Origin of the sequence: Kitasatospora sp. GP30, assembly GCF_029892145.1 — a bacterium.
GTDB classification, from domain to species: Bacteria; Actinomycetota; Actinomycetes; order Streptomycetales; family Streptomycetaceae; genus Kitasatospora; species Kitasatospora acidiphila.
On sequence record NZ_JARZAH010000016.1, the window covers coordinates 54,659 to 68,262 of the forward strand.

Here is a 13,604-nt window from a genome sequence, read left to right on the forward strand (position 1 = left end):
AATGGCGGCGTGCGGGGCAGCATGCCCGCCATGGACCTGATCCCCGCACCATCGGCCGTCCGGCTCGACCCGCACCGCACCCTGCCGCTCGGGCCGGACAGCACCCTGGCCGGCGGCCCCGGCACCGAGGCCGCCGAGCGCTGGCTGCGCACCGAGCTGGGAGCCGCCACCGGGCTGGCGCTGCCCCGGGCCGACCGCCCCGTCATCGAGCTGCGGCTCTCCCCCAGCCTGGCGGCTGGGAGGTGCCCCCATGCGGCGCTGGCACCGGAGGCCTACCGGATCGCGATCGGCCCCGAGCGGGCCCAGCTCACCGCCGGCGGCCCGGCCGGCGCGCACTGGGCCGCCCAGACGCTGCGCCAGCTGCTCGGCCCCGAGGCGTTCCGGCGGGCGCCGCTGCGCCGCACCGGCTGGGCGCTGCCGCTCGGCGAGATCACCGACGCGCCGCGGTTCGGCTGGCGGGGCCTGCTGCTGGACACCGCACGGCACTTCCTGCCCAAGCCCGAGCTGCTGCGTTACGTCGACCTGCTGGCCGCGCACAAGCTCAATGTGCTGCATCTGCACCTGACGGACGACCAGGGCTGGCGCTTCGAGGTGAAGCGCTATCCGAAGCTGGTCGAGGCCGGCTCCTGGCGGACCCGTTCGATGGTGGGCTTCCGGGACGGGCAGCGCTGGGACGACCGGCCGCACGGCGGCCACTACACCCAGGACGACCTGCGCGAGCTGGTCGCCTACGCGGCCGACCGGGGGATCACGGTGGTGCCGGAGATCGACCTGCCCGGGCACACCCAGGCCGCCATCGCCGCCTACCCGGAGCTGGGCAACACCGACGTGGTGGACACCGCCGCGCTGGGGGTGTGGACGGACTGGGGCGTCAGCTCCCACGTGCTCAACGCGTCGGACGCCACCCTGGCCTTCTTCGAGGGCGTGCTGGAGGAGCTCCTGGAGGTGTTCCCGTCCGAGTTCGTGCACCTCGGCGGGGACGAGTGCCCCAAGGACGAGTGGCGGGCCAGCCCGGCCGCGCAGGCCCGGATCAAGGAGCTGGGGCTGGCCGGCGAGGAGGAGCTGCAGGGCTGGATGATCCGGCACTTCGGCCGCTGGCTGGCCGACCGGGGGCGGCGGCTGATCGGCTGGGACGAGATCCTGGAGGGCGGCCTCGCGCCGCAGGCGGCCGTCTCCTCCTGGCGGGGCTACTTCGGCGGGGTGGCGGCCGCGCGGGCCGGGCACCAGGTGGTGATGTGCCCGGAGCAGTACGTCTACCTGGACCACCGGCAGGCCGACGGGCCCGACGAGCCGATCCCGGTCGGCTTCGTGCGCACCGCGGCGGACGTCTACCGGTTCGAGCCGGTCCCGCCCGAGCTGGACGAGCCGGGCGCCCGTCAGGTGATCGGCACTCAGGCGAACCTGTGGACCGAGTTCGCCGACCAGCCCCGGGACGTCGACTTCCGGGCGTTCCCCCGTTTGGCTGCACTCGCCGAGGTCGCCTGGTCCGAGCTGCCCAGGGATCCGGCGCGGCGGGACTGGCCGGGCTTCGAGCAGCGGCTCGGCGGCCACCTGGCCAGGCTGGACGCGCTCGGCGTGGCCTACCGCCCGCCGGCCGGGCCGCATCCGTGGCAGCGGCGACCCGGGGTGCCGGGCCGTCCGTCCGACGGGCCGCCGCCGGTGCGCTGACGCTCCGTCCGGCCGGCGGGGAACCTTTGGGACCACCGGGTCGTCAAGATCAGGTGGCGGGGCAGCCTCCCTTCGGACCCCTGCGGCTTCAGTTCGGCAGCCCGGGCCCGTACTCTACGGGCGGTACCGCGAGCGCGGTGCGCGGCAGGCCGACCGCTCGGCGGCCGACCGGTACGGCTGGGCCCGGACCCGAGCGCAGCCAGGAGAGTGGAGCACGGTGGGACCCAGGTGAATCGGACGATCATGCTGCCGACCTCGCTGGCGGAGGCTGTCGAAGCCCTGGGCACCAGCCCCGCCGCCGTGCCGGTGGCGGGCGGTACCGACCTGATGGAGGCCGTCAACGCCGGGCGGCTGCGCCCCGCCGCGCTGCTCGGCCTCGGCCGGATCACCGAACTGCGCGGCTGGCGCTACGAGGACGGCGGCACCGCGGTGCTCGGCGCCGGCCTGACCCTGGCCCGGATGGACCGCCCCGACTTCGCCGCGCTGATCCCGGCGCTGGCCGACGCGGCCCGCACCGCCGGGCCGCCGCAGACCCGCAACGTCGGCACCCTGGGCGGCAACATCGCCACCGCCGCGCCGACCGGCGACACCCTGCCGGTGCTCACCGCACTGGAGGCCCAGGTGACCCTGGCCGGCGTCGGCGGCACCCGGGACGTGCCGGTCAGCCACCTGCTCACCGGCCTCGACCCGATCCGCCCGGGCGAACTGCTCACCTGGGTGCGGGTGCCGCTGCTGCACGCCCCCCAGGTGTTCCTCAAGGCCACCGGGCGCAGCGGCCCGGCCCGGGCCACCGCCTCGGTCGCCCTGGTGCTCGACCCGGCCCGGCGCGGGGTGCGCTGCGCGGTCGGCGCGGTGGCCCCGGTGCCGCTGCGCCCGCTGGAGGCGGAGGCCTGGGTGGCGGGCTGCATCGACTGGTCGGCGCGCGGCGAGGAGGGCGCCACGGCCATCGACCCGGCCGCGGCGGCCGCCTTCGGCGAGTACGTGGCCACCGCCTGCGTGCCGGACGGCTACGGCGCTGACGCGGCGTCGGGACTGCCGCCGCAGGGGCCGACGGCGGCGGCCGTGGCGCTACGGCGTACCGTGGCGGTGCTGGCCCGCCGGGCGCTGGGGAGGGCACTGAAGTGACGGCCGAGGGGATCGCCCAGATGGCGACCGAACCGACGATGCATCCCGCCCAGCCGGGCGACGGGCGGCCCACCGCCTCCTACACGCTGCGCGTGAACGGCTTCGATCGGCCGGTCACCGATGCCTGGATCGGCGAGAGCCTGCTCCATGTGCTGCGCGAGCGGCTCGGGCTGGCGGGCGCCAAGAACGGCTGCGAGCAGGGCGAGTGCGGGGCCTGCTCGGTGCAGGTGGACGGCCAGTTGGTGGCCGGCTGCCTGGTGCCGGCGGCGCTCGCGGCGGACAGCGAGATCGCCACCGTGGAGGGCCTGTCGGCTGGCGGCGCGGCCAGCGACGTGCAGCAGGCGCTGGCCGACTCCGGGGCGGTGCAGTGCGGCTACTGCACGCCCGGCATGGCGATGGCGGTGCACGACCTGCTGCAGCGCAACCACCGGCCCAGCGAGATGGAGGCCCGGCAGGCGCTCTGCGGCAACCTGTGCCGGTGCACCGGGTACCGCAGCGCGCTGGCGGCCGTGCAGACCGTCGCGGACCAGCGGGCCGCGCTGCTGCTGGAGGCCGAGGCGGCCGCGGAGGCGGCTGACGAGGCGTCGGGACCGCCCGCCGACACCACCGAACCGGCGGCCCAGGAGCCGCCCGCGCCGGAACCCGCCGTCGCCCAGGTGCTCGACCCGCCGGTCTACCAGGACGCCTGGAGCGGCACCGCGACCGCCGGCGAGGTGCCGATCTTCGAGGCCGACGGCGACTGGATCGCCGCCGAGGAGGCGGTGCCCAGCACCGCCGACGGCGGCGGCCTCGGCACCATCCCGGCCCAGGGCTACCCCGGCTACGACACGGCCGGATACGCCCCGGGCACCGGCTATGACGCGGCGTCCGGCTACGAGCCCACCCCCGTGCACGGCACCGCCGTCCCGATGTTCGACACCACCCCCGCGCAGGGCACCCCGTACGAGCCGACGCCCGCGCACGGCACCGCCACCCCGCCGTTCGACACCACCCCGGCCCAGGGCACCCCGTACGACCCGACCCCGGCGCACGGCATCCCGCACCAGGACGGCGGCTACCCGGCCGCGCCGCAGTACGCCGCCGACCCGTACGCCCAGGCGCCCTACCCGGGCACCGCCTACGACCCGCTCGGCTACCAGGCCACCCCGGCGCACGGCATCCCGGCGCCCGCCACCCCGTTCGACGGCACGGTCTACGAGACCGCCCCCGGCACGCCCGAGGCCGGCACCCCCGCCCACGGCCTCCACCTCCCCGAGGACGGCCACGCATGACCGACCAGCTCGACCACCCGGCCGAGGGCACCCCGGCGCCGGCCCCGGCCCACGGCCTGGGCAGCTCGCCGCTGCGCACCGACGCGCTGCCCAAGGCGCTCGGCATCTACCCGTACGCCGCCGACCTCTGGGCGGAGGGGCTGCTCTGGGGCGCGGTGCTGCGCTCGCCGCACCCGCACGCCCGGATCGTCGCCATCGACACCTCGGCGGCGCTGGCGATCCCCGGGGTGCACGCCGTGGTGACCGCCGCCGACCTGCCCGCGCAACCGACGGAGGCCGACCGCCCGGTGCTGGCCGCCGAGGTGGTCCGCCACCACGGCGAGCCGGTGGCCGCGGTGGCCGCCGACCACCCGGACACCGCGCGGCTGGCCGCCGCCTCGATCCTGGTCGAGTACCAGCTCCTGGAACCGCTGACCGACCCGGAGCAGGCCTTCAACGGCCCGGCCCTGCACCCGAACGGCAACCTGCTGCGCCACCTGCCGCTGCGCCACGGCGACCAGGAGCCGGTCGGCGAGGTGGTGGTCGAAGGGCTCTACCAGGTGGGGCGCCAGGACCCGGCGCCGATCGGCACCGAAGCGGGCCTGGCGGTGCCGCGCCCGGACGGCGGGGTGGAGCTGCACCTGTCCTCCACCGACCCGCACGGCGACCGGGACCGGGTGGCGGCCCGGCTCGGCCTGGAGCCGGACCGGGTGCGGCTGGTGGTCACCGGCGTGCCCGGCGCCAGCGCGGACCGCGAGGAGCTCTCCTTCCAGGTGACCCTGGCGCTGCTGGCGCTGCGCTCCGGGCGGCCGGTGAAGATGGTGCTGACCCGCGAGGAGTCGTTCCAGGCGCACAGCGGCCGCCACCCGGCGCTGCTGCGCTACCGCCACCACGCCGACGCCCAGGGCACCTTGGTCAAGGTGGAGGCGCAGATCCTGCTGGACGGCGGGGCCTACGCGGACGTCTCGGCGGAGGTGCTGGGCGCCGCCACCGCGTTCGCGGCCGGACCGTACGTCTGCCCGAACGTCTCGGTGGACGCCTGGGCGGTGCGCACCAACAACCCGCCGGCCGGCCGGATGCGCGGCGAGGGCGCGCTGCAGTCCTGCTTCGCGCACGAGTCGCAGATGGACCTGCTGGCCGCCCGGCTCGGCCTGGACCCGCTGGAGATCCGCCGCCGCAACGCGATGACCACCGGCGACTCGCTGCCCACCGGACAGGCCGTCACCTGCCCGGCCCCGGTCGGCCCGCTGCTGGAGGCGCTCGACGAGGTGCCGCTGCCGGCGCTGCCGCTGGACGACCCGGACACCGCCTGGCTGCTGCCCGGCGGGCCGGGCGGCGCCGGCGACCCGGCGGCGGTGCGGCGCGGCATCGGCTATGCGGTCGGCATGGTGCACATGCTGGGCGCGGAGGGCGCGGACGAGGTCTCCACCGCCACCGTGCGGGTCAGCGGGGACCATGCCACGGTGATCTGCGCGGCGGTCGACGCCGGGCAGGGCTTCGCCACGCTGGCCCGGCAGATCGTGCAGTCGGTGCTCGGGGTGAGCGAGGTCTACGTCGCGCCGGTGGACAGCGACCAGACGATCGCCGGCCCGTCCGCCCGCGGCCGGCACACCTGGGTCTCCGGCGGGGCGGTGGAGAAGGCCGCGCTGATGGTCCGCCACCAGCTGCTGCAGCCGATCGCCGCCGACTTCGGCATGTCGGTGGAGCTGCTGTCGATCGCCGAGGGCAAGATCACCTCCTATGACGGGGTGCTCGGCATGCCGGTCGGCGAGGCGCTGGAGGGCAAGGAGCTGTGGGCCACCGCGCAGTGCCGCCCGCACCCGACCGAACCACTGGACGAGGCCGGCCAGGGTGACGCCTTCGTCTCGATCGCCTTCTGCGCGATGCGCGCCGTGGTGGACGTGGACATCGAACTGGGCGCCGTCCGGGTGGTCGATGTGACGGTGGCCCAGGACGTCGGCCGGGCCCTGAACCCGGGCCAGATCGAGGACCGGATCGAGGCGGCGGTGGCCCACGGGGTCGGCACGGCCCTGCTGGAGGACCTGCGCACCACCGCCGGCGTCCCGCACGACCTCTCGCTCACCGGCTACCGGCTGCCCACCTCGCTGGACACCCCCGAGGTGCGGATCGCCAAGCTGGTGGAGGAGCGCGACGTGGTCGCCACCTTCGGCGCCAAGGCGGTCAGCGCCGTCCCCGCCGTGGTGGCCCCCGCCGCCGTCGCCGCCGCCGTCCGCGCCGCCACCAACCTCCCGGTCGGCCGCCTCCCGATCCTCCCGCAGGACGCGGTGGTGGGCTGAGGTTCGGGCGGCCGAAAAGGCCTGAAAACGCCGGAATGCCGGGTCGACGAAAACGTCGACCCGGCATTCCGCTTTCAAGAGGCCATGACGGGAATCGAACCCGTGTACACCGCTTTGCAGGCGGTTCCCTCAACCACTCGGGCACACGGCCGGCTGACGGGAAGAAGCCTAGGCGACACCCTGTGGGGTCGGTCAATGCCTGAATGTGACATCCGCATGAAGTCCTAGGACCAAAGGGTCAGGAGTAAACCCGGCGAACGCGGCTTACCATGGCAGTCATGACCGCAACCGACTCCGCCCTGCTCAGCCAGCTCGCCCCGCCTGACCAGGGCGGAGTGCTGAGCGCGCGGTACCGCGCGCTGACGTTGGGGATCGTCTCGGTGGTGCTGCTGCTCGCCTTCGAGGCGACCGCGGTGAACACCGCGATGCCGGTGGCGGCCCGTCAGCTGCACGGGGTGGGGCTCTACGCTTTCGCGTTCTCCGGCTACTTCACCAGCACCCTGTTCGCCATGGTGCTGTCCGGCGAGTGGTGCGACCGGCGCGGGCCGGTGCTGCCGCTGTTCGCCGGGATCGGGGTCTTCGCCGGCGGGCTGGTGGTGGCCGGCACGGCGGCCAACATGTGGCTGTTCGTCAGCGGACGGGCGATCCAGGGCCTCGGCGGCGGCCTGGTGATCGTGGCGCTCTACGTGGTGGCCGGGCGGGCCTTTCCGGAGCGGCTGCGGCCGGCCGTCTTCGCCGCGTTCTCGGCGGCCTGGGTGCTGCCCTCGATCATCGGCCCCGTGGTCTCCGGGGCGGTCACCCAGCACCTGGGCTGGCGCTGGGTGTTCCTGGCCGTGCCGATGCTGGTGGTGCTGCCGCTCGCGGTGATGGGGCCGGCGCTGCGGCGGGCCGAGCGGGAGCAGGAGCTTCCCCCAGCCTCCGGCCGGGGGTACCCCCAACCGGGCGGCGCGCTGAACCGGCGGCGGATCGGGCTCGCCGCGATGGCCGCGCTCGGCGCCGGGCTGCTGCAGTGGGCGGGCGAGCGACGCGACCCGGTGGCACTGCTGCCCGCGCTGGTCGGGCTGGCGCTGCTGGTGCCCGCGGTGCTGCGGCTGCTGCCGGCCGGCACCCTGCGGGCCGGGCGCGGGCTGCCCACGCTGATCCTGCTGCGCGGGGTGGCGTCCGGTGCGTTCTTCGCCGCCGAGGCGTTCATCCCGCTGATGATGGTGACGCAGCGTCATCTGTCGCCGACCATGGCCGGCCTCACCCTGACCAGTGGCGGGCTCTCCTGGTCGTTCGGCTCCTGGCTGCAGGGCCGGCCCGGCGCCGACCGCCACCGCGAGCTGCTGATCCGGCTCGGCTTCCTGTTCACCAGCGTCGCCGTCGCGGGCGCCGCCCTGGTGCTGCTGCCCGCCATGCCGACCTGGACGGCGGCGGTGGCCTGGGCCTTCGGCGGGCTCGGGATGGGTCTGCTGATCGCCAGCATCAGCGTGCTGATGCTGAAGTTCTCGCCGCCCGAGGCGGCCGGCGCCAACTCGGCGTCGCTGCAGGTGTCGGACTCGCTCGGCACGGTGCTGCTGGTCGGCCTGGCCGGGGTGCTGTTCGCGGCGGGCGGCGGCGGTGCGGTCACGGCGGCCACCGCGGGAGCGAGCGTGCCCAGGGCGGCGTTCGGCATGATCTTCGTGGTGATGGCCGCGGTCTCGCTGGGCGGCGCGGCACTGGCCGGCCGGGTGCGGCCGCGCGACTGAGCCGCCGTCGGACCGTCAGGAGCGGCGCCGCCGGTGGTGCGCGACGGCGGCGGCCGCGGTGCCCAGCAGGGTGACGCCGGCCAGCGCCTCCGGGACGTTCGGCCCGGTGCTGCCGCCCAGGCCCGCGTGGCTGGCGCCGCTCGGGCCGCTGGGACGGTCGCTCGGGTCGCCGTGCTCCTGGTGGTCGCCGCGGCCCGGCGCGCCGCCGTGCACCGTGATGGTGGTGATCACCTTGTGCTTGGTGGCAGTGGTGCAGGTGATGGTCACGTCGTAGACGCCGGGCCGGGCATGCTCGGGGACCGTGGCGACCGCGCCGACCAGGCCGCGCAGCGCTCCGAGCTTGACCGCCGGGATGTCCTCGGCGGGGCCGGTGGACGCGCCGTCGGCCTGCTCGCGCGCCTTGAAGGTGGCCTGGCCGCCCGCGCTGTCGCAGTTGCCGCCGTCGAACAGGGTGAACCGGCCGCCGGGGGAGACCGGGTCCGGCTCGATGACGACCGGGTTGGCGGCGGCCGGGGCGGCCGCGGCCAACCCGGCGGCCAGGGCGAGCAGCCCGGTGACGGCGAAGTGACGAGCACGCATGGCGAGGGATTCCTTACGAACGGTGAGTGTCCTGAACACCAGGGGACGGGCTCCGCGGCCCCGCCGCACCCCGAGCGGACCGGCCGCGGGCCGGAAAACCGGCTGCTACCTGGGGTGATGTCCGATCACCCGGGGTGGCGCCAAACGGGGTCAGCCGGCCTTGCCGAGGTAGCTCGACCAGCCGCCGGCCGGGCTCTCGCCGACCCCGAGCGCCTGCAGCTTGCGCAGCACCCCCGGGTCCTGCGCCTCCAGCCACTGCACCAGCTGGCGGAACGAGACCAGCCGCACCTCGGGCTTTTCGGCGATGGTCCTCAGCACCTCCTCCACCGCGTTCATGTAGATGCCGCCGTTCCACTGCTCGAAGTGGTTGCCGATGTACATCGGCGCGCGGTTGGTGGTGTAGGCGCGTTCGAAGCCCATCAGGTAGGAGTCCCGGGCCTGCTGCTGCCAGGCGTCCTGCATCACCGGATTGCCCTTGGTGTCGTCGCCCGACTGGTTGTACATGATGTTGTAGTCCATCGACAGGACCTGGAAGGAGTGCCCGGGGAACGGGATGGACTGCAGCGGCATGTCCCAGAGCGCGCCGCCCTGGAACTTCTGCGGCCACACCTGCAACCCGCCCGGGCCGCTGGCGTCGTACTTCCAGCCGCGGGCGGCCGCGGTCGGCAGCAGGGCGCGCTGGCCCTCCAGGCAGGGGGTGCGGCCGCCGATCAGCTCCTTGCGGTAGTCGAAGGGCAGCGCGGGCAGATCGCTGAAGCCGGTGTTGGTCCTCCACTTCATGACGAAGTCCATGGCCTGCTGGATCTCGCTCTCCCACTCCTCGGACGACCAGCGGCCGACCCCGTTGCCGCCGCAGAAGTGGCCGTTGAAGTGGGTGCCGATCTCGTGGCCGTCCAGCCAGGCCGCGCCGACCTGGGTCAGCGTGGCGTGGATGTGGTCGTCGGCCAGGTAGCCGATGTCGGAGGCGCCGATCCGGTGCTGGGGTGGGCGGTAGAGCTCCTTCTTGCCCTCGGGCAGCGTGTAGATGCCGCTGAGGAAGAACGTCATCGAGGCGTTGTGCTGGTTGGCCAGGGTGCGGAACCGGGAGAAGAGCCTGTTGTCCAGCTCGCCCGCGCCGTCCCAGGAGAACACCACGAACTGCGGCGGGCGCTGGCCCAGCTCCAGGGGTTCCGGGACGGGCTGGTTGGGCTGCGGGCCGGTGTCGGAGGTGGAGCCGTCGCCGATCATCACTGCGGGCGGCTTGGCCGGGGTGCTGGGGGCCGCCGGCGAGGACGATCGTCCCGCCGCCGCGGCCCCGGCCGGAGCCGCCTGGTGGCCGGCGGCGGCGGGTCGGGCGCAGCCGGCGGCCACCGTGGCGGCGGTGGCGGCGCCGGCCGCGAGCAGGGAACGGCGGGACAGGGCGTCCATGATCACTCCAAGTCGGTGCGACGTGCACGGTTGCGCCCCAACGGCCGTGCGGTTTCCGATGGGTGGTTCTCTGTCCGCTGATTGACCGTTATCGGGGATTTGTCACAGAATCGCATGATCTGACCTGGACGGCGGCCCCGGCGGGTGTTCAACCGCCCGTTAGGACCAGCCGATCGGCGTGTCGACGCGTCAGCCGGAGCGAACGATCATTCAGATTGAAACGCAGGCAGGGCGGGAGGAGCGCGGGTCGCCATGTGGCAGTCGGTACTGAATGCCTACCACTCCCGAGTCGTCGAGCCCGGCCGGCAGCCGCTCTTCCTGCTGCTGCTCGGCCTGATCGCCGCCTTCCTCTTCATCCGGCTGAGCACCCGGCTGATCCGCCGCGGCACCCCCTGGTGGCCCGGCAACGTCACCCCCGGCGGCCTGCACATCCACCACGTGGTCTTCGGGCAGGCGCTGATGCTGGTCGCCGGCGTCGGCGGCTTCACGCTGCACAGCCCGAGCGGCCACCTGCGCGAGGCCTTCGCGCTGGCCTTCGGGATCGGCTGCGGCCTGGTCCTCGACGAGTTCGCCCTGGTGCTGCACCTGGAGGACGTCTACTGGAAGGAGCAGGGCCGCAAGTCGGTGGACGCGGTGATCCTGGCCGTGGCGCTGATCGGCCTGCTGCTGCTCGGCCAGCTCCCGCTCGGCGGGTTCGTCGGCAAGGTCTCGCCCTCCCAACTGGCGGTGGCCGGCGTGCTGCTGGTGCTGGTCGTGGTCAGCCTGCTCAAGGGCAAGCTGTGGACGGGCCTGCTCGGCGTGATGATCCCGCTGCTCGCGGTGGTCGGCGCGATCCGGCTGGCCCGCCCAGGCAGCCCCTGGGCCCGCTGGCGCTACCGCAGCCGCCCGCGCCGGATGGCCCGCGCCGAGCGGCGCGAGGCCCGGGTGCACCGGCGGCTGATGGCCGTCAAGACGGCCGCCTACAACCTGCTGGCCGGCGCTCCCGACGTGACCGCCGAACCGGTCGCCGCCGCGCCGCCGCTCGCCGCACCCGCGCAGGTGCCGCCGCCACCACCGCCCGCTCGCTGGCGGCAGCGCTGCGGCGGCTACGCCGAGTGGTACCTGCGGATCGCCGCCGCGGTCAACCTGCTGACCGGGCTGGTCACGCCGTTCCGGGAGCGGGTGCACAAGGTCGACAGCGGCGAGTACTTCACCCCCGTGCTGTTCACCGCCGGCTTCACCGCCGCGCTGTTCGCCGCCCTGCTGGCCGTGATGCTGCGCCGCCGCAAGCGGGCCGCCTGGATAGTGGCCACCGCAGTGGTCGCCGGCTACGCCGTGCTGTTCGGGCTGGCCCTGCTGGCGCTGCCCGAGGACCGCGGGCACCCGTTCAACTGGGTATCGGCCGCCCTCACCGCGAGCGTGCTCGCCGCGCTGCTGCTCAGCCGGCGCGTCTACCAGGCGCGTGGCGCGCACGGCAACGTCCTGATCGGGCTGAGCAGCGCGGTGGTCGGCGCCGCGCTGGTGCTGGGCCTGGGCGCGGTGCTGATCCGGGCCAGCAGCTCGCCGCCGGTACCGGACTGGGACGACAGCGTCCGGTACGCCGCGATCCGCCTCTTCACCACCACGGGCTTCGGCGAACTGGTGCCCACGGTGGCCGTCGCCCGCTGGGCCGACCTGGCGATCAACGTGCTCGCCGCCGCCGTGTTCCTGATCGTGCTGCGGGTCTTCTTCCGCTCCCCGCGAGACCGGGTCTGGCTGCAGCCCGAGGACGAGCAGCGGCTGCGCGCCCTACTGGAGCGGCACGGCGCCCGCGACTCGCTGGGCTACTTCGCGCTGCGCCGCGACAAGGCGGTCTGCTGGTCGCCGTCCGGCAAGGCCGCGGTGCTCTACCGGGTGGTCAACGGGGTGGCGCTGGCCTCCGGCGACCCGATCGGCGACCCGGAGGCCTGGCCGCAGGCGATCGACCGGTGGCGCGAACTGGCCCGGGCCAACGCCTGGGTGCCGGCCGTCACCGGCGCCGGCGAGCAGGCCGGCATCGCCTACCGCCGGGCCGGCCTCAAGGCCCTGGAGTTCGGCGACGAGGCCATCGTGGAGGTGGCGGGCTTCACCCTGGAGGGACGCTCGATGCGGACCCTGCGGCAGGCGCACAACCGGGTCCGCAAGGCCGGCTGCACCGCCGTGATCCGCCGGCACCGGGACATCCCGGAAGCCGAGCTGGCCGAACTGGTGCACCTGGCCGACGCCTGGCGGCACGGGCGCACCGAACGCGGCTTCACCATGGCGCTCGGCCGGCTCGGCGACCCGGCCGACGGCGACTGCCTGATGGTCGAGTGCCGCGACGAGAACGACCGCACCTGCGCGCTGCTCAGCTTCGTGCCGTGGGGCGCGCACGGCCTCTCGCTGGACCTGATGCGCCGTGACCGGGAGTCGGAGAACGGGCTGGTGGAGTTCCTGGTCACCGAGCTGCTGCTGCGCGCCGCGCACGGCGAGCCCACGGTCACCCGGGTCTCGCTGAACTTCGCGATGTTCCGCTACGTCTTCGAGGCCGGCGGCAAGCTGGGGGCCGGTCCGGTGCTGCGGCTGTTCCGGACCGTGCTGCGGTTCCTCTCCCGCTGGTGGCAGCTGGAGTCGCTGTACCGGGCCAACGCCAAGTACCAGCCGGTCTGGGAGCCGCGGTTCGTGCTCTACGAGAAGTCCTCAGAGCTGCCGGTGATCGCGATCGCCAACGGCATGGCCGAGGGGTTCCTGGTCCGGCCGCGGCTGCTCGGCGTCGGCGCGCTGCGCCGCTCGTCCACCGATCACCCGTCCGCAGGCGCAGCCGATGCGCGGCGGCGGACCTCCGACTTGGCTGGATCGGGCCGGACCGAAGGGGCGGTGGACTGATGGCGAGACCGGACGGCGGGCCGACCGGACACCGAAGCCCCTGGCCGGGGGCGGCGCTGCTGGGGGCGGCGATGGTCGCGGGCGCCTGGTTGGTGCAGGACGGCCTGCACGGCTCGCCGCCGCCCGCCCCCGCGCCCGCCGAGGCACTGGGCGCCGGCGGGGTGCGCCCGGCCGGGCTGAGCGGCACCCCGATGGGCCGGTCGCGGCCGGCGCGGATCAGAATCCCGGCGATCGGGGTGGACGCCCCGATCGCCGGCGTCGGCCTGGACCCCGAGGGCCACCTGGCCACCCCGCCGGACCAGGACCGCAACCTGGCCGGCTGGTACCAGGCCGGGGTGACGCCGGGTCAGCGCGGCACCGCCCTGCTGGCCGGGCACGTGGACACCGCGACCGGCCCGGCCGTCTTCCACGGGCTGGGCGCGCTGCGCCGCGGCGACCGGATCGACGTGCTCCGGGACGACCGCAGCACCGCCTGGTTCACCGTCGACGGGGTCGAGGTCTACCCGCGCACCGCCTTCCCCGACCAGCAGGTCTACGGCCAGGCCCCGGACCCCCAGCTGCGCCTGATCACCTGCGGCGGCGGCTACCGCAAGGGCGACGGCTACCAGGGGAACGTGGTGGTCTACGCCCATCTGGCCGGCCACCGCGGACCCGGGTGACGCTCCCCCAGCCTTCGGCCGGGGGTGCCC

The 13,604-nt window shown here is 74.9% G+C and carries 8 protein-coding genes, 1 tRNA gene and 1 pseudogene; 7 read left to right on the top strand and 3 right to left on the bottom strand.

From position 1 onward, the window contains the following. Positions 1-30 precede the first annotated feature (30 nt). The 4 genes and pseudogenes from P3T35_RS22485 (at position 31) to P3T35_RS22500 (ending at position 6,340) form a co-directional block, all read left to right on the top strand. Entirely contained in the window at positions 31-1,668 is a 1,638-nt protein-coding gene (locus P3T35_RS22485; RefSeq protein ID WP_101381601.1) for a beta-N-acetylhexosaminidase, read from the top strand. 243 nt (positions 1,669-1,911) lie between these two features. Further along, positions 1,912-2,793 carry an FAD binding domain-containing protein gene (locus P3T35_RS22490; RefSeq protein ID WP_101385165.1) on the top strand — a complete coding sequence of 294 codons (882 nt, stop codon included), beginning with the start codon at positions 1,912-1,914 and terminating at the stop codon, positions 2,791-2,793. Positions 2,794-2,867: 74 nt separating this feature from the next. Next, positions 2,868-3,371, top strand: a pseudogene (locus P3T35_RS22495) ((2Fe-2S)-binding protein); the annotation flags it as partial. Positions 3,372-4,060: 689 nt separating this feature from the next. After that, on the top strand, positions 4,061-6,340 hold the full coding sequence (locus P3T35_RS22500; RefSeq protein WP_101381602.1) for a molybdopterin cofactor-binding domain-containing protein: 2,280 nt from the start codon (positions 4,061-4,063) through the stop codon (positions 6,338-6,340). 79 nt (positions 6,341-6,419) lie between these two features. Here the strand turns inward: P3T35_RS22500 and P3T35_RS22505 are convergent. Beyond that, a tRNA-Cys gene (locus tag P3T35_RS22505) sits at positions 6,420-6,491 on the bottom strand. Positions 6,492-6,618: 127 nt separating this feature from the next. Between P3T35_RS22505 and P3T35_RS22510 the strand changes: the two genes are divergently transcribed. Further along, entirely contained in the window at positions 6,619-8,067 is a 1,449-nt protein-coding gene (locus P3T35_RS22510; protein ID WP_280707443.1) for an MFS transporter, read from the top strand. Positions 8,068-8,082: 15 nt separating this feature from the next. On the opposite strand, the gene P3T35_RS22515 is transcribed toward P3T35_RS22510, so the two are convergent. Next, a complete protein-coding gene (locus P3T35_RS22515) occupies positions 8,083-8,646 on the bottom strand; it encodes a hypothetical protein (protein WP_101381604.1) in 564 nt (187 codons plus the stop codon). Positions 8,647-8,796: 150 nt separating this feature from the next. Then, positions 8,797-10,053, bottom strand: coding sequence for a hypothetical protein (locus P3T35_RS22520; RefSeq protein WP_101381605.1), 1,257 nt, complete (start codon positions 10,051-10,053; stop codon positions 8,797-8,799). Between the two features lie 252 nt (positions 10,054-10,305). Between P3T35_RS22520 and P3T35_RS22525 the strand changes: the two genes are divergently transcribed. Both P3T35_RS22525 and P3T35_RS22530 read left to right on the top strand, forming a co-directional pair. Next, positions 10,306-12,915 carry a phosphatidylglycerol lysyltransferase domain-containing protein gene (locus P3T35_RS22525; protein ID WP_101381606.1) on the top strand — a complete coding sequence of 870 codons (2,610 nt, stop codon included), beginning with the start codon at positions 10,306-10,308 and terminating at the stop codon, positions 12,913-12,915. After that, entirely contained in the window at positions 12,915-13,574 is a 660-nt protein-coding gene (locus tag P3T35_RS22530) for a class F sortase (protein WP_101381607.1), read from the top strand. The genes P3T35_RS22525 and P3T35_RS22530 overlap by 1 nt, the downstream gene beginning before the upstream one ends. The last annotated feature ends 30 nt before the right edge of the window (positions 13,575-13,604 follow it).

Bases quoted from the DNA above. Each gene is read 5' to 3' on its own strand.
- P3T35_RS22485 (WP_101381601.1), top strand. From the start codon at position 31: ATGGACCTGATCCCCGCACCATCGGCCGTCCGGCTCGACCCGCACCGC.
- P3T35_RS22490 (WP_101385165.1), top strand. From the start codon at position 1,912: ATGCTGCCGACCTCGCTGGCGGAGGCTGTCGAAGCCCTGGGCACCAGC.
- P3T35_RS22500 (WP_101381602.1), top strand. From the start codon at position 4,061: ATGACCGACCAGCTCGACCACCCGGCCGAGGGCACCCCGGCGCCGGCC.
- P3T35_RS22510 (WP_280707443.1), top strand. From the start codon at position 6,619: ATGACCGCAACCGACTCCGCCCTGCTCAGCCAGCTCGCCCCGCCTGAC.
- P3T35_RS22515 (WP_101381604.1), bottom strand. From the start codon at position 8,646: ATGCGTGCTCGTCACTTCGCCGTCACCGGGCTGCTCGCCCTGGCCGCC.
- P3T35_RS22520 (WP_101381605.1), bottom strand. From the start codon at position 10,053: ATGGACGCCCTGTCCCGCCGTTCCCTGCTCGCGGCCGGCGCCGCCACC.
- P3T35_RS22525 (WP_101381606.1), top strand. From the start codon at position 10,306: ATGTGGCAGTCGGTACTGAATGCCTACCACTCCCGAGTCGTCGAGCCC.
- P3T35_RS22530 (WP_101381607.1), top strand. From the start codon at position 12,915: ATGGCGAGACCGGACGGCGGGCCGACCGGACACCGAAGCCCCTGGCCG.